The following is a 22,308-nucleotide window of genomic DNA, read 5'->3' as shown; positions in this document are numbered from 1 at the left end:
GCCGATGACCGCCGCGGGGTTCCGCCGCCTGCTGACACGCACCTATCTGGTGCTGTTCTTCGGCTATCTGTTCGTGCCGCTGGGCATCATGGGGGCGGCGGCGTTCAACACCAGCCGCTTCCCCACCGTCACCCCCTGGACCGGCTTCACCCTGCAATGGTTCCCCGCTCTGTTCGCCGACCAGCGGCTGTGGCAGGCGCTGGGCACCAGCGTGATCGTCGCCGCCGGGGTGATCGCCGTGGCCGTGCCGCTGGGGTTGGCCGGGGCGCTGCTGCTGGACCGGCTGCACAGCCGGGCGCGCACCTTTCTCTATGCCGTGATGGTGTCGCCGCTGCTGACGCCGGGGGTGATCGTCGGCATCTCCACGCTGGTGTTCTGGCGGCAGTGGTTCGACGTCAGCGGCGGCATCTTCCTGACCGTGGTGGCGCAGGCCAGCTTCATCGCGGCGTACGCCATGCTGCTGTTCCTGGCCCGGCTCCAGCGCTTCGATCCCAGCCTGGAGGAAGCGGCGCTGGACCTGGGCGCCACCCACGGGCAGGTGTTCCGCCGCATCACCCTGCCCTATCTGATGCCGTCGGTGCTGTCGTCGGCGCTGCTGGCGTTCCTGCAGAGCTTCGAGAACTACAACACCACCATCTTCGTGCGCGGGCTGGAAACCACGCTGACCATCTACATCGCATCCAAGGTGCGCACCGGGCTGACGCCCGCCGTCAACGCGCTGTCGCTGATTCTGATCGCACTGACCATCGTCGGGGCGGTGGTGTACGAGATCATGAGACGGCGGGAAGCCAAGGCGTAAGCGTCGGGGGCGCCGCCCCCGACACCCCCGGCAAGGGCGTCCAGCCCTTGCATCCCATTGATGGGGTTACGCTTCCATCTGCAAGGTTTTCAGCGTCTCCACGCGGATTTCTTCGGTCAGCCGTTCCTTGTAATCGGCAAAGGCCGCCGTGGTCTTGACCTTGTAGGACCGCGGGTGCGGCAGGTCGATGGGGATGTCGCACTTGATCCGGCCCGGACGGGCCGACATCACCACCACGCGGCTGGCCATGAAGATGGCCTCGTCGATGTCGTGGGTGACGAACAGCACGGTCTTGCGGTGCTGCTCCCAGATGCCCAGCAGCAGTTCCTGCATCACCTCCCGCGTCTGGTGGTCCAGCGCGCCGAAGGGTTCGTCCAGCAGCAGGATGTCGGGGTCGTTGGCCAGCGCGCGGGCCAGCGCCGTGCGCTGCTGCATACCCCCGGAAAGCTGGGCCGGGTGGTGGTTCTCGAACCCCTTCAAGCCCACCTGGGCCAGGAAACGGTCGGCGGTCGCCACCTGTTCGGCCCGCGGCACGCCGCGTTCGCGCAGGCCGAAGCACACGTTGTCGCGCACGTTCAGCCAGGGGAACAGGGTGTAGGACTGGAACACCATGCCGCGGTCGGGACCGGGGCGGGTGACAGGGCGGCCGTTCAGCAGCACCTCCCCCGCCGTCGGCGTCTCCAGCCCGGCCACCACCCGCAGCAGGGTGGACTTGCCGCAGCCCGACGGCCCGAGGATGGTGATGAAGTCGTTGTCCTGCACCGTCAGGTCGGTGGGTTCCAGGGCGCGGGTGGCCCCGCCGCCCCGGCGGGCGGGGAATTCCTTGCGCACCCCGCGGATCACCAGTTTGCTCATCGTCCGCGCACCCACGGAAACAGGCGGGCGTTCATCGCCTGGAACGCCACGTCGGTGATCAGCCCGATCAGGCCGATGATGAAGATGCCGAAAATCATCTGGCCGGTGTCGAGGAACCGCTGCGCCTCGATGATCATGTGGCCGATGCCCTGGGACGCGCCCACCAGTTCGGCGACGATCACATAGGTCCAGGCCCAGCCCAGCACCAGCCGCAGCGCCTCGAACACCTGCGGGGCGGCTGCAGGCAGCAGCACCCGCAGCACCACGCCCCGGCGCGACGCGCCCAGCGTGTAGGCCGCCTCCACCAGATCGGTGCGCACGGCCCCCACGATCACCGCGATCATGATGACGAGCTGGAACACCGAGCCGATGAAGATCACCAGAACCTTCTGCAGCTCGCCCACCCCGGCCCACAGGATCAGCAGCGGGATGAAGGCCGAGGCCGGCAGGTAGCGCGCGAAGGAGGTGAAGCCGGCGAAGAACGCCTCCACCGGCTTGAACGCCCCCATCAGGATGCCCAGCGGCACCGCCACCAGCACGGCCAGCGCGAAGCCGGCGAACACCCGCGCCACCGTCACGCCGATGTCGGCGGTGAAGCCGAACTTGGCGAACAGTTCATAGCCCGAGGCCAGCGTGGTGCCGGGCGATGCCAGGAACAGCGGCTTGACGAAGCCGCCGTAGGTGGCGATCCCCCAGCCCACGAAGAACAGCACGAAACAGGCCACCGCCAGGGCTGCGCGCAGCCCCGGCGGCACCGGCTTCAGCGGTGCGAAGAAACCGTGCATCACCAACCCATCACTTCACGAACGCCGGGGTGGCCATGGCGTCCAGCGTGTCCGGCCCGCGGCGGAGCAGCTTGGCTTCCAGCATCACGTCGCGCACCTCTGTCAGGAAGGTGGGCATGGTGTCGGCCAGATAGGTCTGGTTGCCGGGCTTGTCGTACCATTTGACGAAGCGGGCCGAGTCGGCGAACTGCTCGGGCGTCTGCTTGACGTCGTTGCCCATGATCTCGAACGCCTTTTTCGGATCGGCCTTGATCATGTCCAGGGCCTCGAACCAGCCATCGACGATGGCCTGCACCACCTTGGGGTTCTTCTGGATGTAGTCGGGCTGGAAGGCCAGCGTGTCGATGATCACGCCCGGCGTCTGATCCGAGGTGACCAGAATGGTGCCGTTGGCGTTGCGCACGTTGGACAGGTACGGCTCGTACGTCACGGCCACGTCGAACTGCCCGGCGACGAAGGCCGCGGCGGCGTCCTTGGGCGACAGGTTGGTCTGGTTCACGTCGGCGATGGACAGGCCGTTCTTCTTCAGCACGTACGCCAGCCAGAACTGGGACACGCCGCCGCTTTCCACCGCCACGGCCCGGCCCTTCAGCCCAGCCACGTCCTTGATGTCCCCGCGCACGGCGATGCCGTCGCCGCCGTGGGAGCTGTCGAGCACCAGCACCTGTTGCACCGCCACACCGGACGAGGCGTACATCATGTGGGTATCGACCGTGGTGGCGATGGCCTGCACCTCGCCCGCCGCCATGGCCTGGTGGCGGTTGGCCGAGGGCATCTTCTTGATTTCGACCGCGACGCCGTTCTTCTTGAAGATGCCGGCCTCCTTGGCCAGCGTCAGGGGCGCGAAACCGGTCCAGCCGCTCATGGCGATGGTGACCCTGGGCAGATCCTGCGCCCGCGCGCCGGATGGCAGAAGACCCGCCACCGTGGCCGCCAGGGCCAGGGCGCCCATCGCCGCCCGGCGGCACAGCCGCGCGCGAAACATGCTCTCCATCATGAACCCCTCTCTGTCTCATGGGACATGGCGGCTCCGTTGACCGGAGCGTCAGGGGGCAGTGTGGCGGGTTTTGCGAAAACGGGGAAGATGGGATGCAGCCGTATGCGCGGGTTTATGCTGCACCGCGGGGACCGCACAGGCGCACGCGGTTGCGCCCCTCGCCCTTGGCGCGGTACAGCGCCTGATCGGCCAGCGCCATCAGCCGGTCGAACCCGCTGACCGCCGCCCCGTCCTCGTCCACCGCACCGCCGTCCTCGGTGGCCCCGTCGATGCCGGCGATGCCGATGCTGACGGTGATGGTGACGGCACCACCGCCGTCCAGCGGCACCTCCATGGCCGCCACGGCGCGGCGCAGCCGTTCGGCCACCTCCACCGCGCCGGGGATGGGGGTCTGGGGCAGCAGGATCACGAACTCCTCCCCGCCCATGCGGGCCGGCATGTCCATGCCCCGCAGCAGCCCGCGGCAGGTGTCGGCCAGCGCCCGCAGCACCGCGTCGCCGGCGGCATGGCCATAGGTGTCGTTCACCACCTTGAAATGGTCGATGTCCAGGACCAGCAGCGACAGCGGCAGGCGGTGGCGGCGGGTGCGCTCCAGCTCCCGTTCCACGGTTTCCACCATGTGGCGGCGGTTGGGCAGGCCGGTCAGGGCATCGGTGGCCGCCAGCCATTGCAGTTCCTGCTGCCGCAGCTTGGCGGCGGTGACGTCGCGCATCACCGCCACGAACCGCACGGGCAGGCCGTCGGCACCGCACACCGGGGCGACGGTGGCCGCCTGGGTATAGAGGGTGCCGTCGCGGTGGCGGCTGGTCAGGTCGCCGGACCACACGCCGCCGGCCCGCACGGTTTCGCGCATGGCGGTCAGCGCCTCGTCGGCGTCCGACGTGCTGAGCACCCCGCCGATGGAGGTGCCCAGGACATCCTGCGCCCCATAGCCGGTCAGGCGGGTGAAGGCCGGGTTCACATAGTCGATCCGCCCCACCGAATCGAAGATCACGAAGGCATCCCCCGCCGCGTCCAGCGCCACCGTGCGCCACGCCAGCGCGTCGCGCTGGTCGTGCACCTGCCGGGTGGCGTCGCGGAACACCGCGAGCGCGTCGGCCAGATCCGCCACCTCCGACCGGGCCGGGGGGTGGGGAATGGCCACGTCCAGCTCGCCGCCGGCAATCCGGCGGGTGGCGTCGGCCAGCCGGCCCAGGGGGGCGACGACGCTGCGGCCCAGCCAGCGCGACAGCAGAACCGTCGCCGCCAGCCCGCTGAGGAACGCCGCCACCAGCAGCACCGCCAGCCGCGCCGTCAGACCGGCAATCAGGCGGTTCTGGTTCTCCTGCCACTGCCGCGCCTCCGCCGCCAGGGACGAGGCCATGGTCATCATGCGGGCGGTCAGTTCCCACTGCATCCGCCCGAGATTCTCGATCCGTCGGTCCAGGTCCAGCAGCGCCTGCCGGGCGTTCAGCAGGTCGGCATCCCCCGCCGGATCGGGCGACGGCGCCAGAGCCGTCAGTTCCAGCGCCAACTGGTTCAGCACCAGACGCGACGGCGCCGTCGCAATCAGCACCAGCAGGGCCGCGCGGCGGGGATCGGTGGCGTTCTCCGCCCCGCCCGCCCCCGATCCGGCGGCGGCGCCCACGCCCTGGCGGACGGCGGACAGCGTGTGCTCGATGGTCAGGGCGGCGGCATCGCGGTCGCGCGACAGCGTGCGGATGCGGGCGGCGCTGCCGGTCAGGTCGGCCACCGCGGCACGCAGCCCGGCCACCGCCGCGCTGTCGCCGTGGGCCCGCTCCAGCAGCGCCAGTTGCCGTTCGATGGATTCGGAACGGGAATCGATGCGGTTCAGAAGTCCAACCTGCTCCGACACCGAGATCCGGTGGGCGATATGGCTGGCATAGCTGGCAATGGCCGCCGCATCCTCGGCAATGCGCTGAGACGCGAGAAGATTGGGAAAATAAAATTTCTCGTTCTTAAGAGATTCTTCTTCGATAATGGTCAAGGTCCAAAGGACGCATCCACCGAACAGCAACAAAAGAAAAACGAGGGTAACTTGGCTCAATAAAAAACGCCGCCGGACCGTCAACCGGACCGCTCGCCCCTCCGTCTCTCCTAAATGCTCGGTTGCAATGTTTTTTGTCATTGAATAGGGCGCCGCATCGTTTTCCTTTTATGCGTACTGCAGTATGCTACCATTGACAGCCGAGATAATAAAACCGTGAAAATACGCCTATACCAACGGTGCAAGCCAAAGGAGCGGGGATGACGACGCGTGGCCCCTTTGCCCGCACGATGCTGGCGGCGGTGCTGGCCATGGCCTTCAACGGCACCGGACCGGCCCAGGCCGGTGCCGTGCTGGACCGTGTGGAGCAACAGGGGGAGGTGCGTTGCGGCGTGGACCTGACCCCCGGCTTCAGCGGCGTGGACACCGACGGCAACGCCCGCGGGTTCGAGGTGGACGTGTGCCGCGCCGTGGCCGCCGCCGTGCTCGGCACCCCCGACGCCGTGTCGATTCGCCGGGTCAACACGGCCAACAAGTTCAACGCCCTGAACGTCGGGGACATCGACATCGCCTTCGGCATGACCACGTGGACCTACACCCGCGACACCGGGATGGGGGCGGTCTTTCCGGTGGTGCTCTATTACGATGGCCAGGGCTTCATGACCTGGGTGGACAAGGGGAGCGACAAGACCCCGGTGAAGCCGTGGAAGGACGTTCCCCCCGGCACCCGCGTCTGCGTCCAGCGCGGCACCACGTCGGAGGCCAACCTCGCCGCCGCCGTCCGGGCCGGTCACGCCCTGGTGGAAATGGTCCCGGCCACCAGTTCGGAAGAAAAGTTCATTGCCTTCGCCCAGCGGCAATGCACCCTGGTGACCGGTGACCGCAGCGAACTGGCCGCCCGCGCCGCGACCATGCCGGCGGAGCGGCGCCAATGGCGCATCCTGCCCGACACCATTTCCCACGAACCCCTGGGGCCGGCGGTGGCGCAGGGTGATCCCCTGTGGTTCTCGGTGGTGCGCTGGACCGTCCTGGCCATGCTGGCGGCGGAAGCCAAGGGGGTGACGTCGGCCAACGTGGCGGGGCTGTCGGCCTCTCCCGACCCGGAAATCCGCCGGCTGGCCGGCGGTGATCCGGCCTTCGGCAAGCCGCTGGGGCTGGATTCCCAATGGGGCCTGCGGGTCATCTCCCTGATCGGCAACTACGCCGAGGTGTTCCAGCGCAACCTGGGCAACGGATCGCCGCTGGGGCTGGAACGGGGGCTGAACGCCCTGTGGACCGATGGCGGGCTGCATTACGTGCCGCCGCTGAAATAGGACGGGGGAACCTACCGCCGCCCGGCCAGCGATCCGACCTGGAACAGCACGCGGGCGCACAAGGTGACGTCGGGGGCGTTGGTGCGCTTGCACTCGGCCTCCGCATCGGTCAGCCGGTCCAGCGCCTGACGCACGGTGGCCGGCTGCCAGCGGCGGGCCTGGGCGGTCAGGCGGTTCTTCAGCTTGAACATCACCGGCGGCTTCAGCGACGCGACGGCGGCGTCGGCGGGCTTTCCCGCCGCCACCTGGGCCACCAGCAGGTGCAGCCGGTGGAAATGGCGCTGGGTGGCGCGCAGGATGGTCACCGGCGACGTGCCTTCGGCGAACAGCCGGCCCAAGGCGCGGTCGAGCGCCGGCAGGTTGCCGTCCGCCGCCGCCCACACCGCCTCGTCCGCGTCCAGGGTGGAGGAGTCGCCGATGCTGGCCTGCACATCCTCCAGCCGGACGGTGCCGCCCTTCGGCCCCATGTAGAGCGCCAGCTTGGCCACCTCCCCGCGGGCCACCATGCGGTCACCCACCAGATTGCCGGCCAGAAAGGCCAGCGCATCCCCGTCCACCGACAGCCCCTCGGCCCGCAGCAGCCCCTCGATGACGCCGCCCAGGGCGGCTTCGTCCTCCACATAGCAGGGGATGGCGGCGGCGTTCTCCGCCCCTTCGAACAGCACGCGCAGCTTGGACCGCGGTCCCAGTTCCCCGGCCTCGGCCACCACCAGCGTGTCGCCGGGCGGGGGATCGGACAGGAGGGAGGTGAAGGCGGCGGCGCTGTTGTCCTCGGCATCGCGCACGCGCACCAGCCGGCGCCCGCCGGTCAGCGCCATGGCCGCCACCTCGTCCATCAGCCGGGCGGGGTCGTCGGCCAGCGTGCGGGTGGGCAGGTCGGCCACCCGGAACGGGTCGGACAGGTCCGGCACCACCGTCCGCCCCAGCGTGCCGGCACGGTCGCGCACCAGCCCGTCGTCGGGGCCGTAGAACAGCACGGCCCGGACCTTGGGGTCGGGTTTGCGCAGAAACGACTCGACGGAACGGGGCTGAAGCTTCATGGCCGGCTTTCGAGCCTGCCGGATCAGGGAGCCGGGGCGGCGGGTTTGGACAGGAACATCGCCACCCGCAGCGTGATGTCGTCGGCGATCTGCTCCAGCCCGCGCTGATAGGCGCTGTCCACCAGCGACATGGCCGCGAACTGGTCGTTGGGCACGTTGTAGCTGACGAACGAGCGGCTGGAGGAGGAAAAGACCACCTTGCCGCTGGCGGTGTCCACCAGACGGTACTGGGCGTTCATCACCAACTGCGCCCGTTCCGCCGACGCATCCTTGCGCAGGGCCAGTTTCTGTTCCCCGGCCTGGAAGCTGGCGTCCAGCCGGTAGCGGCTGTTGTCCGGCCGGCTGGTCTCGTAGAAACGGTCGATCAGCAGATTGCGCAACTGCTGGCCCCGGCGTTCGGGGATGTTGGCGATGCCAACCTGCATCAGGGCGGCGTTGGCCTCGGCCCGTCCGGCCCCGGCACCGGCGCCGTACAGCGGCTGGAAGCCACACCCGGCCAGCGCCGGGGCGAGCGCCAGAAGACCGGCCCCCGCCACCAGCACCCGCCATCCCCGATGGTTACGCCACGACATTGATCACCCGGTTCGGAACGACGACGATCTTGCGCACCGGCTTGCCGTCCAGCGCGCGCTGCACGTTGGCGTCGGCCAGGGCGGCGGCCTCGGCCACATCCTTCGCCACGTCGCGCGGCAGCGACAGGGTGGCCCGCAGCTTGCCGTTCACCTGCACCGGCATGGTCACCGAATCGTCGGTGGCGAGCGCCGGGTCGGCGTCGGGCCACGGCTGTTCGGCCAGCAGGGTGGTGTGGCCAAGCGCCTGCCACAGCTCCTCGGCCAGATGAGGCATCATGGGGGCGGTCACGCGGACCAGGGCCTCGCAGCCCTCGCGCAGCACCCAATCCTCGCCCGCACCGGCGCCGTTCAGCTCGGCAACGGCGTTGGCCAGTTCGCGCACGCGGGCGACCGCCTTGTTGAAGCGGAACTTCTCCAGATCCTCGCCAAGCCCGGCCAGGGTCTTGTGAATCTGCTTGCGCACCGCCACCGCCTCATCCGACAGGGTGGCGGGCAGCGGCGTGCCGGGGGCGGGGAAGGCCACCGCCGGTTCGGTCACCATGCGCCACAGGCGGTTGATGAAGCGCCACGCACCGTCGATGCCGGCCTCGGTCCATTCCAGGTCGCGTTCGGGCGGGCTGTCGGACAGCATGAAGAAGCGGGCGGCGTCGGCGCCGTAGCCGTCGATGATCGTGGCCGGATCGACCACGTTCTTCTTCGACTTCGACATCTTTTCCACGCGGCCGACGGTGACGGCCCCGCCGTTGTCGGTGCGGATGTAGTCGCCGTGATCGTTCTTCACGATGTCGGCGGGCGACAGCCACGCACCGCTCTGGGCGTCCTTATAGGTCTCGTGGTTCACCATGCCCTGGGTGAACAGGCCGGCGAACGGCTCCTGCAGGTCCAGATAGCCGCAGCGCTGCAGCGCACGGGTCCAGAAGCGGGAGTACAGCAGGTGCAGCACCGCGTGTTCGATGCCGCCGATGTACTGGTCCACCGGCAGCCAATAGCCGACCGCCTCCTTGGTGAAGGCGGCGTCGGCGCTGTGCGGCGCACAGAAGCGGGCGAAATACCACGACGACTCGATGAAGGTGTCGAAGGTATCGGTCTCGCGCACCGCCGGCTTGCCGCAGCAGGGGCAGGTGGTGTGCTTCCACGTCGGGTGATGGTCCAGCGGGTTGCCCGGCTTGTCGAAGGTCACATCCTCCGGCAGCGTGACGGGAAGCTGGTCTTCCGGCACCGGCACCGTGCCGCACGACTCGCAATGGATGACCGGGATCGGGCAGCCCCAATAGCGCTGGCGCGACACGCCCCAGTCGCGCAGGCGGTACTGGGTGGTGCGTTCGCCCTGGCCGGTGGCTTCCAGCCGCCGGCCCGCCTCGTCCTTCGCCGCGTCCACCGGCAGCCCGTCGAGGAAGCGGGAATTGCGCAGGGAGCCGGGGCCGGTGTACGCCTCGGCCCCCACGGCGAAGGTGGCCGGGTCGGCGTCGTCGGGGACCACCACCGGGGTGACCGGCAGCCCGTACTTGCGGGCGAAATCCAGGTCGCGCTGGTCATGGGCCGGGCAGCCGAAGATGGCGCCCGTGCCGTATTCCATCAGCACGAAATTGGCGACGTAGACCGGCAGTTCCCACGTGGGATCGAAGGGGTGGACGACCGTCAGACCGGTGTCGAAGCCCTTCTTCTCCGCCGTCTCGATCGCCTCTTCGCTGGTGCCCAGACGGTTGCACTCGGCGATGAACGCGGCCAGTTCGGGACGGGATGCGGCCAGTTCGGCGGCCAGCGGGTGGTTGGCCGAAATGGCGGCGAAGGAGGCGCCGAACAGCGTGTCGGGGCGGGTGGTGAACACCTCCAGCGTGTCGGCCCGGTCCTTGATGGCGAATCGGAAGCGCACGCCGGTGGACTTGCCGATCCAGTTCTCCTGCATCAGCCGCACGCGCTCGGGCCAGCGGTCCAGCGACTCGATGCCTTTCAGCAGGTCGTCGGCGAATTCGGTGATGCGCAGGAACCACTGCGACAGCTTGCGCTTTTCCACCAGCGCGCCGGTGCGCCAGCCGCGGCCGTCGATCACCTGCTCGTTGGCCAGGACGGTGTTGTCCACCGGATCCCAGTTCACCCAGGATTCCTTGCGGTAGGCCAGGCCCGCCTTGAGGAAATCCAGGAACATCTTCTGTTCGTGACGGTAATAGGGCGGGTCGCAGGTGGCGACCTCCCGGCTCCAGTCCACCGACAGCCCCATGCTCTTCAACTGCTCGCGCATGGCGGCGATGTTGGCGTGGGTCCAGACGGCGGGATGCGTCTTCTTCTCCAGCGCGGCGTTCTCCGCCGGCAGGCCGAAGGCGTCCCAGCCCATGGGATGCAGGACGTTGAAGCCCTTCGCCCGCTTGTAGCGGGCGATCACGTCACCGATGGTGTAGTTGCGCACGTGCCCCATGTGGATGCGCCCCGACGGATAGGGGAACATCTCCAGCACGTAATACTTGGGGCGCGCGGCATCCTCGCGGGCGGTGAAACACCCGCGCTGATCCCACACCGCCTGCCATTTCGCTTCGGTTTCCTTGACATTATAGCGCGACATGGCGGCTGCTTCTTTGTCCGTAGTGAATGGGCACGATGAACTGTCGGTGGCGGCTTATTCGTTGCCGCGGGCCTGCTGGGCCAGGCGAAGCTGGCGGGCGCGGGTCAGGATCGAGTCCTCCAGCGTGGCGGCGGTGTTGCCGGCCACCGGCGCGTCACGCCAGTCGGCCCCGGTCTTCTGCTGGCGGAACACCGACACCCGCACGCCGTCGGCGCGGAGCTGGCGGTCCAGGATGTAGAGGTTGACCTTGAACCGTTCCGACGGGCTGTCGGGGGGCGTGTACCAGTCGGTCAGGATCACGCCGCCGAACGGGTCGGCCTGGACGATGGGCATGAAGGCCAGCGTGTCGAGCGAGGCGCGCCACAGGAAGCTGTTGACGCCGATGCCGGCACCCTCGCCCTCGCCGCTCTTCTTGTTCTTGCCGAACAGGCTGATGCCGCCCTCGCCGCCCAGAATGCTGCCGAAGGGATACATCTCCTTCTGCATCTGCTCGGCATGGGACGGGGGCTTGCTGTCACCGCAGCCGGCCACGAGGAGGGCCGCCGCCAGAGCGGCAGAGGTGAACAGGGCATGGCGTGAACGGCGTGAGATCAGCAGCATCTTTCGGACACACGAGGGCTGAAAGGAGCCGCAGCGGTCCTGCGGCGGATGTCAGCCGAGACAAGACCATAAACCGCCCACCCGCGCAACAGCCGATGGGGCGGGGGGAAGGGAAGCAGCCCTGCCCCTTCCATCTTGGCAACGCCTTTGGAGCGCCTGTATGCTGCGGTGCATCCGCCGTTTTTTTGGCCCGGCGCTGCCCAGAGAGCGGGCAGAAATGTGTGTTTTGTCAGACACACTGTTCCTTCAAAGCAGCACGGAAAAGGCTTTTCGGCTTGCTGGGAAGGCCGGGCGTGCGTACGACATACTCAGCCTGGACGTTAAACCCGGCTTTCAAAAATTTGCTGCCAGGATGGAGGCAACATCATGAACCGTTATCTGCTGGCCGGCTGCGCCGCTGCCGCTCTCGCCATGGGCGCCGGGGCCGCCAACGCCCAGGCCAAGTTCGAAGTGAAGCTGAGCGGCGACGCCTACTTCGAAGGTGGTTACGTCGATCAGGACCGCGATGCCGGCCTGCGTTCGACCGAATTCCGCAACCGTTTCCGTCTGAACGTTCAGCCGACCGCCAAGGCTGACAACGGCCTGGAATACGGCGCCCGCGCCCGTATCCGCGCCCAGTCCGGTGCCGGCACGCTCGACGCCGACCGCGGCTACGTCTTCGTGCAGGGTGGTTTCGGTCAGGTCCGCCTGGGCGTCACCAACTCCTTCAACGACGACAGCTACGTGTCGCGTCCGATCGATTACGAGTTCCTGGGCGTCTATGATGCCTTCATGAGCTACATCACCGGCACCTCGAACACCGCCCAGACCACCACCGCGGCCGTTGGCCGTGCGGACGTCGGCGGCGCGATCCAGGGCACCAACACCCTGACCGCCCACTCGATCACCGCGAACGCCAACGCGACCAAGATCGTCTACTACTCGCCGGTGTTCTCGGGCTTCCAGGCCGGTCTGTCGTACACCCCGCGTAACGACAGCAACCTGACCGACGTCAACCGCACCAAGGCCGGCACCTCGGCCGTGATCGGCGCGGCCAACTCGGCCACCGGCATTGCCTATGGCAACTGGTCGCAGGCCTTCCAGGACATCGTCGAAATCGGCGCCAACTACAAGAACACCTTCGGTGGTGTTGGCGTTGCCGTCGGCGGCGGCTACTTCTGGGGCAAGGCCGAGACCACCTCGGGCGTCGCCTACAAGGATCTGAACGCCTTCCAGCTGGGCGCCAAGGTCTCCTACGCCGGCTTCACGCTCGGCGGTGGCTACCTGAGCCACGGCGAATCGGGCCAGGCCAAGACTGCCAACCTGTTCCGCGACAAGAACGAAGTGTGGAACGTCGGTCTGCAGTACGCCACCGGCCCGATCATGGTCGGCGCCGCCTACACCAACGGCAAGGACCCGGGCAGCCTGAGCGTCCGTGGCAAGCGTGAGCTGGAAACCTGGGGTCTGGGTGCGTCGTACACCGTCGCCCCCGGCCTGGCGGTGGGTGCGGAATACACCTACTTCGACGCCAACAGCGACCTGACCACCGCGACCACCAACTACGACGACAAGGGTTCGGTGATCCTGCTGCGCTCGGTCCTGACCTTCTAATCGATCATCCGATCGATTTGAGAGAGAGACGGCGGCTTCGGCCGCCGTCTTTTTTTATGCTTTTTCAGTCCCTTGGCTCTTGTCCGCCTCATCTCTTTCCGTATTACGCACAATGCGCCATGCCGACATTCTTCGTGTGTCTTTGCAGCAACGGTGTCGCAAAACGGCAAAAGATCCGGTTATTCCCGCTTGCCCGCCAATAAGGGGAGGGATTAACTGATGGCGGTACGGACAACGACGGCCCGAGCGCGGGCTTCAAGAACAAGGACTGATTTCCATGAAGCGTTATCTCGTCATCGGCTGCGCCGCCGCCGCGCTCTGCACCGCCGCCGGCAGCGCCAGCGCCCAGACCAAGTTCAACGTTCTGATCGGTGGTGACGCCTTCTTCCAGTTCGGCTACGTCGATCAGGATAAGGATCAGGGCCTGCGTTCGACCGAAGCCATGAACCGCTTCCGCCTGAACATCACCCCGACCGCCAAGGCCGACAACGGTCTGGAATACGGCGCCCGCGTCCGTCTGCGCGCCAGCAACGGCAACGGCACCATCGATGCCGACCGCGCCTACATCTTCGCCGAAGGCCAGTTCGGCCGCGTTCAGGCCGGTACCGACGCCGGTGCGTCCGACAACTATGCCTTCATCGGCCCGGTGGTCGATTGGGGCACCTTCGGTGCCGCCGACGGCTGGTGGATGAGCTACCTCGGCCCGACGACCGGCGGCAACATCCCGCTGTCGACCCAGGGCCAGCTCCGCACCCTGGGCTCGTCGGATGCCAACACCCGCATCACCTACCTGACCCCCAGCTTCTCGGGCCTGCAGCTCATCGCCAGCTACGCCCCGGTGACCGGCCCCGCCAACAGCAACTACGGCAGCGCCAACACCGCCGTGAGCCGTGCGAAGAACACCTCCGTCGGTTCGGAAAGCCGTGCGGAAGGCTACAACGATGTGTATGAAATCGGCGCGGTCTATACCGGCGAATTCAGCGGCGTGACCATCGAAGGCAGCGCCTTCTACAGCGGCGGTCAGGCCAAGAACGACGTGGTTGGCCTCACCACCACCCGCTACGAAGACCTGTCGTCCTGGCAGGCTGGCCTGCAGCTCGGCTACGCCGGCTTCAAGGTGGGCGGCAGCTACTCCAACTCCTACGACAGCGGTTACGTGAAGGTCGGTCGTTCCAACTCCACCGATCAGGAAACCATCATCGCTGGCCTCCAGTACACCACCGGCCCGATCGTGGTCGGGGCGTCCTACACCTATGCCCAGGACGCCGGCGACTTCGACGCCACCGGCAAGAACAAGCTGAACCTGTACAGCGTCGGCGCCAACTACACCGTGGCTCCCGGCCTGACCGTCGGCCTGGAATACAACTACTTTGACCTGAATCACAACGTGTCCGCCAACGACGACAAGGGCAGCGTCGTGATCTTCGACACCCGCGTCGCTTTCTGATCCAGGAAAGACTGCGGGCACCGGTCACCCGGTGCATCCATACGAACGGCGGCGGAGTCCTCTCCGCCGCCGTTTCGTTTTGGGGTCCGTCACTTCGCCGGCGAGGCGTCGCACAGCAGCAGCATTGCCGAGTCGGTCAGCGGCGTCCATACCAGCAGCAGCGTGGTCCGGTCCTTCACCGCAGTATAGGCGACCATTTCCCGGTCCGGCAGGGTGGCGTCCGCCGCTTCTTCCAGGCGGTAGCCAACCTTCTCGAAATTCCCCATGGTGGATTGGACGACAGCCGTGACCTGCAATTGTTCGGCTGCGGTGGTGGCGCCGGGGAACTCCCAGCCGTACGCTTCCACCCGCCCGCAGGTGCGCTTGATGCTTTTCGCAACATCGGCCATGAAACCGGCATAGGTGCCGTCGTCCGCCAGCGAAAACGGCTGGACCGGGAAAGCCACCTTGGCCAGCGGCGAACCGGGGGCGGTTTTCGGCGGGTCGGCGGCCAGGGCCGGGGTGCCGCCGGCGGTCAGGATACCGGCGGCCACGGCCAGTGCGACGAGGGGGGCGGCCAGACGAATCCGCATCGGGATTCCTCCTTGCTGGAATGGAATAAGGATCGGGCGTGCGTTCTTGCGTTTCGCCGGAGGGTCCGTTACCACGCCCACGAGGGACGTGTATAGAACCCCAACGCGTGGAGACCGCCGCCATGACCACCCCCGACTCCTCTCCCCTGGCCCCCACCCTGGCCGGGCGGCTGGCCGAGGTTCGCCGCCAGATCGGCGAGACGCTGGCCGATTGCGGCCGCGCCCCCGGTGCGGTGACCCTGGTGGCGGTGTCCAAGACCCACGGCGCCGACGCCGCGGCGGAAGCCATCGCCGCCGGCCAGCGGGTGTTCGGCGAAAACCGGGTGCAGGAGGCCAAGGCCAAGTGGCCGGCGCTGAAAGAGGCCCATCCGGACATCGAGCTTCACCTGATCGGCCCGCTCCAGACCAACAAGGTGCGCGAGGCGGTGGCCCTGTTCGACGTGATCGAAACCGTGGACCGGCCCAAGCTGGCCGAGGCGCTGGCCGAGGAAATGGCCCGCACCGGCCGCCGCCCCCGCTGCCTGATTGAAGTCAACACAGGTGAAGAGGTGCAGAAGGCTGGCATCCTGCCGGCGGAGGTCGATGCCTTCGTCGCCGCCTGCCGCGACACCTGGAAGCTGCCCGTCACCGGGCTGATGTGCATCCCGCCGGTGGACGAGGAACCGGCCATGCATTTCGCCCTGCTGGCCCAGATGGCCAAGCGCAACGGGCTGGACGAGGTCAGCATGGGCATGAGCGGCGATTTCCCCAGCGCCATCCGATTCGGCGCTACCCATGTGCGGGTGGGGACGGCCATTTTCGGGGCGCGGCCTGCGGTGGAGTAAGAGAAGCGGGCTGCCGCCCGCACCTGCATGGGGCACAGCCCTCATACCCCCCGTTTTTTTACCAATAAAAAGCTGATGGGTCCGGGAAGCCGTGCTTCCCGGGCGGGGTTCGGGGCGGCAGCCCCACTCCCGTCAGCAGCGCTCGATGGTGCGGGCGGCATCGTCCAGCGCCTCGGCGATGATGCGGGCCTGCTCGTCGGTCAGGGCGCCCGATCCCGTCTTCAACCGCAGCGCCATCTTCAGGTTTTCCACCGCCCGCACGATCTGTGGCGCGGCGTGGTGCCCGCCATGCTCGGCCCCGGCCTGCTGCATCCGCTGCAGCAGCGCATCCACCGCCCCGCGGTTGGTGGCGAGATAGGCCGTACCGTCCTCGGTGATGGTGTAGAGCTTCTTGTTGCCCGCCGAGGCATCGACGGTCACATACCCCTGCTCTTCCAGCATGGTCAGGGTGGGATAGACCGCGCCGGGGCTGGGCGTGTAGGCCCCCGACACCATGTCGGAAATCGCCTTGATGAGTTCATAGCCGTGGCGGGGCTTTTCCGCGATCAGGTGCAGCACCACGAAATGCAGGTCGCCATGGGCGAACAGGCGCCCCAGACCGCCGCCGCGGCCCCCATGATGGCCGCCACCGGGGCCACCATGCCCGCGCCCGCCGCCCCAGAAATCGCCGCGGGCGAACCGGCGGCCATGATGGGCGCACACCTCGTCCCCGCCATCATGGCCATGCCCGAATCCGAACCCCTTGCGGCCCCAAAACATCTTCATGCCCGTTCTCCATTGCCGGTGGCTCCGCCCTTTTGGCGAAACACACTCGATACTGTTTCGATATAACGAGTCTTAGATATATCGAAACTATATCGGCGTCAAGACCGGCCATGAAAAAAGGGCGGCAGCCCTGCGGCTCCGCCCCTTGGCACCCGGTGGTGAGGAAACGAGAGGGAGATCAGCCCTGCGGTTCCAGAACGCTCAGACGGCTCCCGGGTCCGCTGGCCGCCAGCAGCGCCAGCAGGTCCGGCAGGGCCAGGGCGACACACCCGGCGGTCGGCTCCCAATCGGGGCGGGCCAGATGGACGAACACGGCGCTGCCCAGCCCTGGAACCGGCGGGTCGTCGTTGTGCCCCATCACCACAATCACGTCGTACACCCCATCGTCCCGCCACAGCGACTCGTGGCTGGCGGCATAGGGCTGCGTCACCGGGGTGTTGTAGGCGGGATCGGCGGGATCGTCGCACCAGCCGTCATCGGGCCGGATGGGCGACACCGGCAGGCCGCTCACCGGCGGCGGCAGCCGGTCGGCGCGCCACAGGACGCGGCGCAGGGGAAAGCACCCCACCGGGGTTGCCCCATCCCCTTCCCGCTTGTCCACGCGCACGCCGCCACGGCCCAGGGCGCAGCGGGCCGAGCCGCCGGGCCAGATCACCCGCCCCTGCGACGGGCCGTCGGGCTGTACCGCGATGTCCATGGGGTGTTCCCGCTATCAGTTGGTGCGGATGACCGGAGTCGTGGGGTTGAGCGCCTTCTTGGCGGCTTCGTACTTGGCCAGATTGCGCATCATCACGTCGGACAGCATCTCCGGCGCGACCGGTGCCGGGGCGGCGGGCTGCTGCTGCGCCGCACCGGCCGCCGGGGCCGGCGGCGCGCCGGCCGGGGCGGTGCTCGCCGCCGGCTGGGCCGCGGCGGCGGCAGCGGCCAGAGCCGCGTTGGCCGATGCCGCGGTGGCGGCGGAGGCGGCGGCGGATGGGGAAGGGATCCTGTGCGCGGGCGGCACGGCCCTGGCCGTGCCCGCCGCCGTCCCCTTGTCACCGCCCGCCGCCGCCACGGCGATGGAGGGGGGCACCGATCCGCCCTGGGACGCCCATTGCCGCGCCGCCAGGGAGGCCGCGTGCTTGGCCTGAACCGTGCTGGCCGGAACCGCGTCACGGGTGGGCATGCGCGAGGGATGGTATTGACCGTTCAAAAGCTGCTCCTGCAGCTCCTGACTCCGTTCCGCGCTGAGCGGGGCGGCGTTGTTGCGGGCCATCAGCGCCGAGGTCGCCAGACCGGCGCCATGGGGGGCGGGCGGTGCCTGGGCCGCCTGCACCGGGATGGCCGTCCTGGCGCTCACCGGGCCGGCGGCGGGGGCTGCTGCCGGGGCCGAGGCCGGCGGCGGGGCGGCGGCCTGCCCCTGTACGGGCACCGCCGCGGTCTGTTGCGCCGCTTGCTGCGCCGCCAGCTTCTGGGCCGCCTCGCCCTGGGGGGTCAGGGGAATGGGCTGGGAAGACAGGCGCTGCGCCGCCGGCGCGCCGGAGTCGCCCGACATGGCCGACAGGAGCTGGTCGCCGATGTCCTTGCCGGTGGCGTCCTCCACCATCACGTTGACCACCGCCCCCATGCCGCCCAGCGGGCCGCCGTACAGAAACCCGCCCATCACCCGCGATTGCTGGCTGATGGTGTCGCCGGTGACCTCGCGGTACAGGGTGCTGACCAAGGGGATGTGCTGGAGCGGGTTGATGATGTCGAGGAAATCCCCGAACGTCATCTGGCCTTCCTGGTGATAGGGCAGAACCCCCGGATCTTCCGTGGACATGCCGAACACCGGCGCCGCCGCAGCCGACGAAGCACGGGCGACATCGAACGAGGATGTGGCGGCGGGGGCGATGGCCATGGCGTCGGTCCTTTCAGGCAGGCCAGGGTCTGCCACAGAAAGAAGCAAGCAGCGTGCCAATTTTCAGGGGCTATTTTGCCGGGATTCCGGCCCCCGGACCGGCTTTCCGCCGGAATCTTTTACCGGGTGGCGATTCCTGCCGGGATGGGGACCGGACCGGAAACGGCGCCCAAACGGAAAAGGGGGGCCGAACGGCCCCCCTTCCCGAAACGGTCTGACCGATCAGGATCAGGCCTGGTTCATGCGGTTGTCGATCAGATCGTTCACCACGGTCGGATCGGCCAGCGTCGAGGTATCGCCCAGGCTGTCGTGTTCGTTGGCGGCGATCTTGCGCAGGATGCGGCGCATGATCTTGCCCGAACGGGTCTTGGGCAGGCCCGGCGCCCACTGGATCAGGTCGGGCGAGGCAATGGGGCCGATTTCCTTGCGGACCCAGGCCACCAGCTCCTTGCGCAGCTCCTCGGTCGGCTCCTCGCCGGCGTTGAGCGTGACGTAGGCGTAGATGCCCTGACCCTTCAGGTCGTGCGGATAGCCCACCACCGCGGCTTCGGCGACCTTGGGATGCGCCACCAGCGCGCTTTCCACTTCCGCCGTGCCCATGCGGTGGCCCGACACGTTGATCACGTCGTCCACGCGGCCGGTGATCCAGTAGTACCCGTCGGCGTCGCGGCGGCAGCCGTCACCGGTGAAGTACTTGCCGGGGAAGGTGGAGAAGTAGGTCTGGACGAAGCGCTCGTGGTCGCCGAACACGGTGCGCATCTGGCCCGGCCAGCTGTCGGCGATGCACAGGTTGCCCTCGGTCTCGCCGTCCAGGATGTTGCCGTCGTTGTCCACCACGACCGGCTGCACGCCGAAGAACGGCTTGGTGGCCGAACCGGGCTTCAGGCCGATGGCGCCGACCAGCGGGGTGATCAGGATGCCGCCGGTTTCCGTCTGCCACCACGTATCGACGATCGGGCAACGGCCTTCGCCGACCACGTTGTAGTACCACAGCCAGGCTTCGGGGTTGATCGGCTCGCCCACCGACCCCAGAACGCGCAGGCTGGCGCGCGAGGTCTTCTTCACCGGCGCCTCGCCTTCGCGCATCAGCGAGCGGATGGCGGTGGGGGCGGTGTAGAAGATGTTGACCTTGTGCTTGTCGATCACGTCCCAGAAACGCGACACCGACGGATAGGTGGGCACGCCTTCGAACATCAGCGTGGTGGCGCCGTTGGCCAGCGGGCCATAGACGATGTAGCTGTGGCCGGTGACCCAGCCCACGTCGGCGGTGCACCAGTAGACGTCGCCGTCCTTGTAGTCGAAGACGTACTGGTGGGTGATCGAGGCATAGACCAGATAGCCGCCGGTGGTGTGCAGCACGCCCTTGGGCTTGCCGGTCGAACCGGAGGTGTAGAGGATGAACAGCGGGTCTTCCGCGCTCATCTCTTCCGGCGGGCAGTCGGCGGAGACCGACTCGATTTCCTCGTGGTACCAGAGGTCACGGCCCTCGGTCCACGCCACGTTGCCGCCGGTGTGCTTGACCACCAGCACGTGCTTGACGATGCCCTCGGAATTGTCCACGGCCTTGTCGGCGTTGGCCTTCAGCGGCACCCGGCGGCCGCCGCGCAGACCTTCGTCGGCGGTGATGACGAAGTGGCTGTCGCAATCGACGATGCGGTCCTTCAGGCTGTCCGGCGAGAAGCCGCCGAACACGATCGAATGGATCGCGCCGATGCGGGTGCAGGCCAGCATGGCATAGGCCGCTTCCGGGATCATCGGCAGGTAGATGGTGACCCGATCGCCCTTCTTGACGCCGTTCTTCTTCAGAACATTGGCCAGACGGCAGACCTTCTCGTGCAGTTCCTTGTAGGTGATCGCCTTGGAAACGCCGGGATCGTCGCCTTCGAACAGGATGGCGGTCTGGTCGCCGCGCTTTTCCAGATGGCGGTCGATGCAGTTCGCCGACACGTTCAGCGTGCCGTCGTAGAACCAGCGGATATGGACGTCGTTGTTGTAATCGACGTCCTTGACCTTGGTGTAGGGCTTGATCCAGTCGATGCGCTTGCCCTGCTCGCCCCAGAAGGCGTCGGGATCTTTCACCGACTGTTCGTACAGGCGGGCGTAGGCGGCCTCATTCACCAGGGCCGTTTCAGCAACCTCAGGTTTCACCGGGAAAAAGGTGTTGTCCGACATTGGTTTGCGATTCCCCCGCTTATGTTCTGATCTTGCCCCGTGGGGCCGTTGTGGACCGGTTATGGTGCCGACCCGTTTGGCGGGCATTATCCACAGAAGCCCGGTGGGTGACAAGCAGCAGACGGTGCCGTACGGACAAAGGAACGCTTTGTAAGCAAGTGATTTTTGCGCATTGCCGCAGTGCAACAGAGACAAGGGGCGCGCGCATGCGTCATAATGACGCAGTTTTTACCCCCACCGGCCTCGGCCAAAAGGGGCATCGGTTTAACCGAAGTTTAAAAAAGCGGTATTACCATTCGGGGTTGATTTGGCAAACTCTGATGGAAATGGTCCCATGCCCGGCACCCCTCCCCCCGGTCCCCCCTCTTCCGATGGCGGTGCCGCGGGACCGGACGGGCTGTGCGCGCACGCCGCCGTCCGCATCGGGCGGGCGGCGGATCGGGACACCGCCGCCCTGCTGGACGCGGCCCTGATGGCTCTGGGGGAGGCTCCGGCCTCCGGCTATGCCGCGGCGGCCCGGAACATGACGATGCTGGCCCGCACCATGGGGGAGGCGGCCCACGGCTTTCATGCCGCCATGCTGGCGGACCGCCCCTCTCTGCGGCCGGAATAGGCGTCAGACCGCCGGGTCGATTCCGCCCATCCGGCAGACCAGCGCCCATTCCTCGTCCGTCACCGGACAGACCGACAGGCGGGACTGGCGCACCAGCGCCATGCCCTCCAGCGCCGGGTCGGCCTTCATCTGCTTCAGCGTGACCGGCACCGGCACGGGGGCCAGGGCGCGCACGTCCACTATGCCGAAGCGCCCGGCGGGGTCGCTGGGGTCGGGGTAGTATTCGCGCGCCACCTCGACAACGCCCACCACCGCCAGACCTTCGTTGGAATGGTAGAAGAACGCCCGGTCGCCGATGCGCATGGCTTTCAGGTTGTTGGATGCCTGATGGTTGCGCACCCCGTCCCAATGGGTGACGCCATCGGCCACCATCCGGTCCCAGGAATACTTGAACGGTTCCGATTTCACCAGCCAGCGGGCCATGGCGCCATTCCCCTATTCTCGGTTCAGCCCTTGGGGAACACCCGGCGCCACGGACGGATGGTCACCGACTGGAACAGCCCGGCCTTGGCATAGGGATCGTTGGCGGCGAAATCGTCCGCCGCGGCACGGTCGGCGCAATCGACCACCAGCAGGCTGCCGACCATGGCGGCGCCGTCGTCCGACAGCAGCGGCCCGGCCAGGAACAGCCGGTCGCCCAGGGATTCCAGATAGGCCAGATGGGCGGCCCGGTTGCCGGTGCGCACCTCGGCGGCCCCGTCCTTATCCACGCAATAGAACATGTACAGCATCGTCGAACCCTCCGTCAGCGGTGGCCGGACGGTAACGCAAGCGGTGCCGCGGATAAAGCACCCCTTTCCCGTCCGTGCGACGGTTTAGCACAGATGATCCCTTCGAACGTTTAACGTTTTTTACAGATTACACACATGAATAGTCATCATGCGCGAACACGGCAATAAACATGCCGTGTCCCGGAACAAAGCATTGATTCGCATATCATC

The 22,308-nt window shown here is 67.5% G+C and carries 21 protein-coding genes; 6 read left to right on the top strand and 15 right to left on the bottom strand.

What is annotated here, in order from left to right; all coding sequences use genetic code 11:
* The first annotated feature begins 4 nt into the window (after positions 1-4).
* On the top strand, positions 5-799 hold the full coding sequence (locus M2352_RS04190) for an ABC transporter permease (protein WP_264663246.1): 795 nt from the start codon (positions 5-7) through the stop codon (positions 797-799).
* 66 nt (positions 800-865) lie between these two features.
* On the opposite strand, the gene M2352_RS04185 is transcribed toward M2352_RS04190, so the two are convergent.
* The 4 genes from M2352_RS04185 to M2352_RS04170 all read right to left on the bottom strand — a co-directional run bounded on the left by M2352_RS04185 (position 866) and on the right by M2352_RS04170 (position 5,423).
* On the bottom strand, positions 866-1,654 hold the full coding sequence (locus tag M2352_RS04185; protein WP_264663245.1) for an ABC transporter ATP-binding protein: 789 nt from the start codon (positions 1,652-1,654) through the stop codon (positions 866-868).
* Entirely contained in the window at positions 1,651-2,439 is a 789-nt protein-coding gene (locus tag M2352_RS04180; protein WP_264663244.1) for an ABC transporter permease, read from the bottom strand. Before M2352_RS04180 ends, M2352_RS04185 begins: the two co-directional genes overlap by 4 nt.
* Before the next feature lie 10 nt (positions 2,440-2,449).
* Complete coding sequence (locus M2352_RS04175) at positions 2,450-3,436, bottom strand: ABC transporter substrate-binding protein (protein ID WP_264663243.1); 987 nt, start codon at positions 3,434-3,436, stop codon at positions 2,450-2,452.
* A 112-nt stretch (positions 3,437-3,548) separates the two neighbouring features.
* Positions 3,549-5,423: a diguanylate cyclase gene (locus M2352_RS04170; RefSeq protein WP_264663242.1), complete on the bottom strand. Its 1,875-nt coding sequence runs from the start codon at positions 5,421-5,423 to the stop codon at positions 3,549-3,551.
* Between the two features lie 260 nt (positions 5,424-5,683).
* Between M2352_RS04170 and M2352_RS04165 the strand changes: the two genes are divergently transcribed.
* Positions 5,684-6,736: an amino acid ABC transporter substrate-binding protein gene (locus M2352_RS04165; protein WP_264663241.1), complete on the top strand. Its 1,053-nt coding sequence runs from the start codon at positions 5,684-5,686 to the stop codon at positions 6,734-6,736.
* Between the two features lie 11 nt (positions 6,737-6,747).
* On the opposite strand, the gene holA is transcribed toward M2352_RS04165, so the two are convergent.
* Genes holA through M2352_RS04145 form a run of 4 tightly spaced genes read right to left on the bottom strand, consistent with a single transcriptional unit; the run spans position 6,748 to position 11,505 of the window.
* Entirely contained in the window at positions 6,748-7,776 is a 1,029-nt protein-coding gene (gene holA / locus M2352_RS04160; RefSeq protein WP_264663240.1) for a DNA polymerase III subunit delta, read from the bottom strand.
* A gap of 23 nt (positions 7,777-7,799) precedes the next feature.
* Positions 7,800-8,348: an LPS assembly lipoprotein LptE gene (gene lptE / locus M2352_RS04155; protein ID WP_264663239.1), complete on the bottom strand. Its 549-nt coding sequence runs from the start codon at positions 8,346-8,348 to the stop codon at positions 7,800-7,802.
* Positions 8,335-10,905: a leucine--tRNA ligase gene (leuS, locus tag M2352_RS04150; protein ID WP_264663238.1), complete on the bottom strand. Its 2,571-nt coding sequence runs from the start codon at positions 10,903-10,905 to the stop codon at positions 8,335-8,337. The genes lptE and leuS overlap by 14 nt, the downstream gene beginning before the upstream one ends.
* Positions 10,906-10,959: 54 nt before the next feature.
* Complete coding sequence (locus tag M2352_RS04145) at positions 10,960-11,505, bottom strand: DUF3576 domain-containing protein (RefSeq protein WP_264663237.1); 546 nt, start codon at positions 11,503-11,505, stop codon at positions 10,960-10,962.
* 366 nt (positions 11,506-11,871) lie between these two features.
* On the opposite strand from M2352_RS04145, the gene M2352_RS04140 reads away from it, so the two are divergent.
* A complete protein-coding gene (locus tag M2352_RS04140) occupies positions 11,872-13,095 on the top strand; it encodes a porin (RefSeq protein WP_264663236.1) in 1,224 nt (407 codons plus the stop codon).
* Between the two features lie 277 nt (positions 13,096-13,372).
* A complete protein-coding gene (locus M2352_RS04135; RefSeq protein ID WP_264663235.1) occupies positions 13,373-14,542 on the top strand; it encodes a porin in 1,170 nt (389 codons plus the stop codon).
* 89 nt (positions 14,543-14,631) lie between these two features.
* Here the strand turns inward: M2352_RS04135 and M2352_RS04130 are convergent, their stop codons facing one another.
* Positions 14,632-15,114, bottom strand: a complete 483-nt coding sequence (locus M2352_RS04130; RefSeq protein ID WP_264663234.1) for a hypothetical protein — start codon at positions 15,112-15,114, stop codon at positions 14,632-14,634.
* A gap of 122 nt (positions 15,115-15,236) precedes the next feature.
* Between M2352_RS04130 and M2352_RS04125 the strand changes: the two genes are divergently transcribed.
* Complete coding sequence (locus M2352_RS04125) at positions 15,237-15,938, top strand: YggS family pyridoxal phosphate-dependent enzyme (RefSeq protein ID WP_264663233.1); 702 nt, start codon at positions 15,237-15,239, stop codon at positions 15,936-15,938.
* A 132-nt stretch (positions 15,939-16,070) separates the two neighbouring features.
* Here M2352_RS04125 and M2352_RS04120 read toward each other — a convergent pair whose 3' ends face one another.
* The 4 genes from M2352_RS04120 to acs form a co-directional block, all read right to left on the bottom strand.
* Positions 16,071-16,703, bottom strand: a complete 633-nt coding sequence (locus tag M2352_RS04120; RefSeq protein WP_264663232.1) for a PadR family transcriptional regulator — start codon at positions 16,701-16,703, stop codon at positions 16,071-16,073.
* 178 nt (positions 16,704-16,881) lie between these two features.
* Positions 16,882-17,400 carry a L,D-transpeptidase family protein gene (locus M2352_RS04115; protein ID WP_264663231.1) on the bottom strand — a complete coding sequence of 173 codons (519 nt, stop codon included), beginning with the start codon at positions 17,398-17,400 and terminating at the stop codon, positions 16,882-16,884.
* Positions 17,401-17,415: 15 nt separating this feature from the next.
* Entirely contained in the window at positions 17,416-18,582 is a 1,167-nt protein-coding gene (locus M2352_RS04110) for a hypothetical protein (RefSeq protein ID WP_264663230.1), read from the bottom strand.
* A 228-nt stretch (positions 18,583-18,810) separates the two neighbouring features.
* On the bottom strand, positions 18,811-20,754 hold the full coding sequence (acs, locus tag M2352_RS04105) for an acetate--CoA ligase (RefSeq protein ID WP_264663229.1): 1,944 nt from the start codon (positions 20,752-20,754) through the stop codon (positions 18,811-18,813).
* Positions 20,755-21,088: 334 nt separating this feature from the next.
* Between acs and M2352_RS04100 the strand changes: the two genes are divergently transcribed.
* Positions 21,089-21,367, top strand: coding sequence for a hypothetical protein (locus M2352_RS04100; RefSeq protein ID WP_264663228.1), 279 nt, complete (start codon positions 21,089-21,091; stop codon positions 21,365-21,367).
* A gap of 3 nt (positions 21,368-21,370) precedes the next feature.
* On the opposite strand, the gene M2352_RS04095 is transcribed toward M2352_RS04100, so the two are convergent.
* Both M2352_RS04095 and M2352_RS04090 read right to left on the bottom strand, forming a co-directional pair.
* Entirely contained in the window at positions 21,371-21,790 is a 420-nt protein-coding gene (locus tag M2352_RS04095; RefSeq protein ID WP_264663227.1) for an EVE domain-containing protein, read from the bottom strand.
* A 23-nt stretch (positions 21,791-21,813) separates the two neighbouring features.
* Positions 21,814-22,098: a YciI family protein gene (locus M2352_RS04090; RefSeq protein ID WP_264663226.1), complete on the bottom strand. Its 285-nt coding sequence runs from the start codon at positions 22,096-22,098 to the stop codon at positions 21,814-21,816.
* Positions 22,099-22,308: the final 210 nt, after the last annotated feature.

The organism is Azospirillum fermentarium, assembly GCF_025961205.1.
Lineage (GTDB): Bacteria > Pseudomonadota > Alphaproteobacteria > Azospirillales > Azospirillaceae > Azospirillum > Azospirillum fermentarium.
This window is presented reverse-complemented; position numbering and strand designations above follow the sequence as displayed.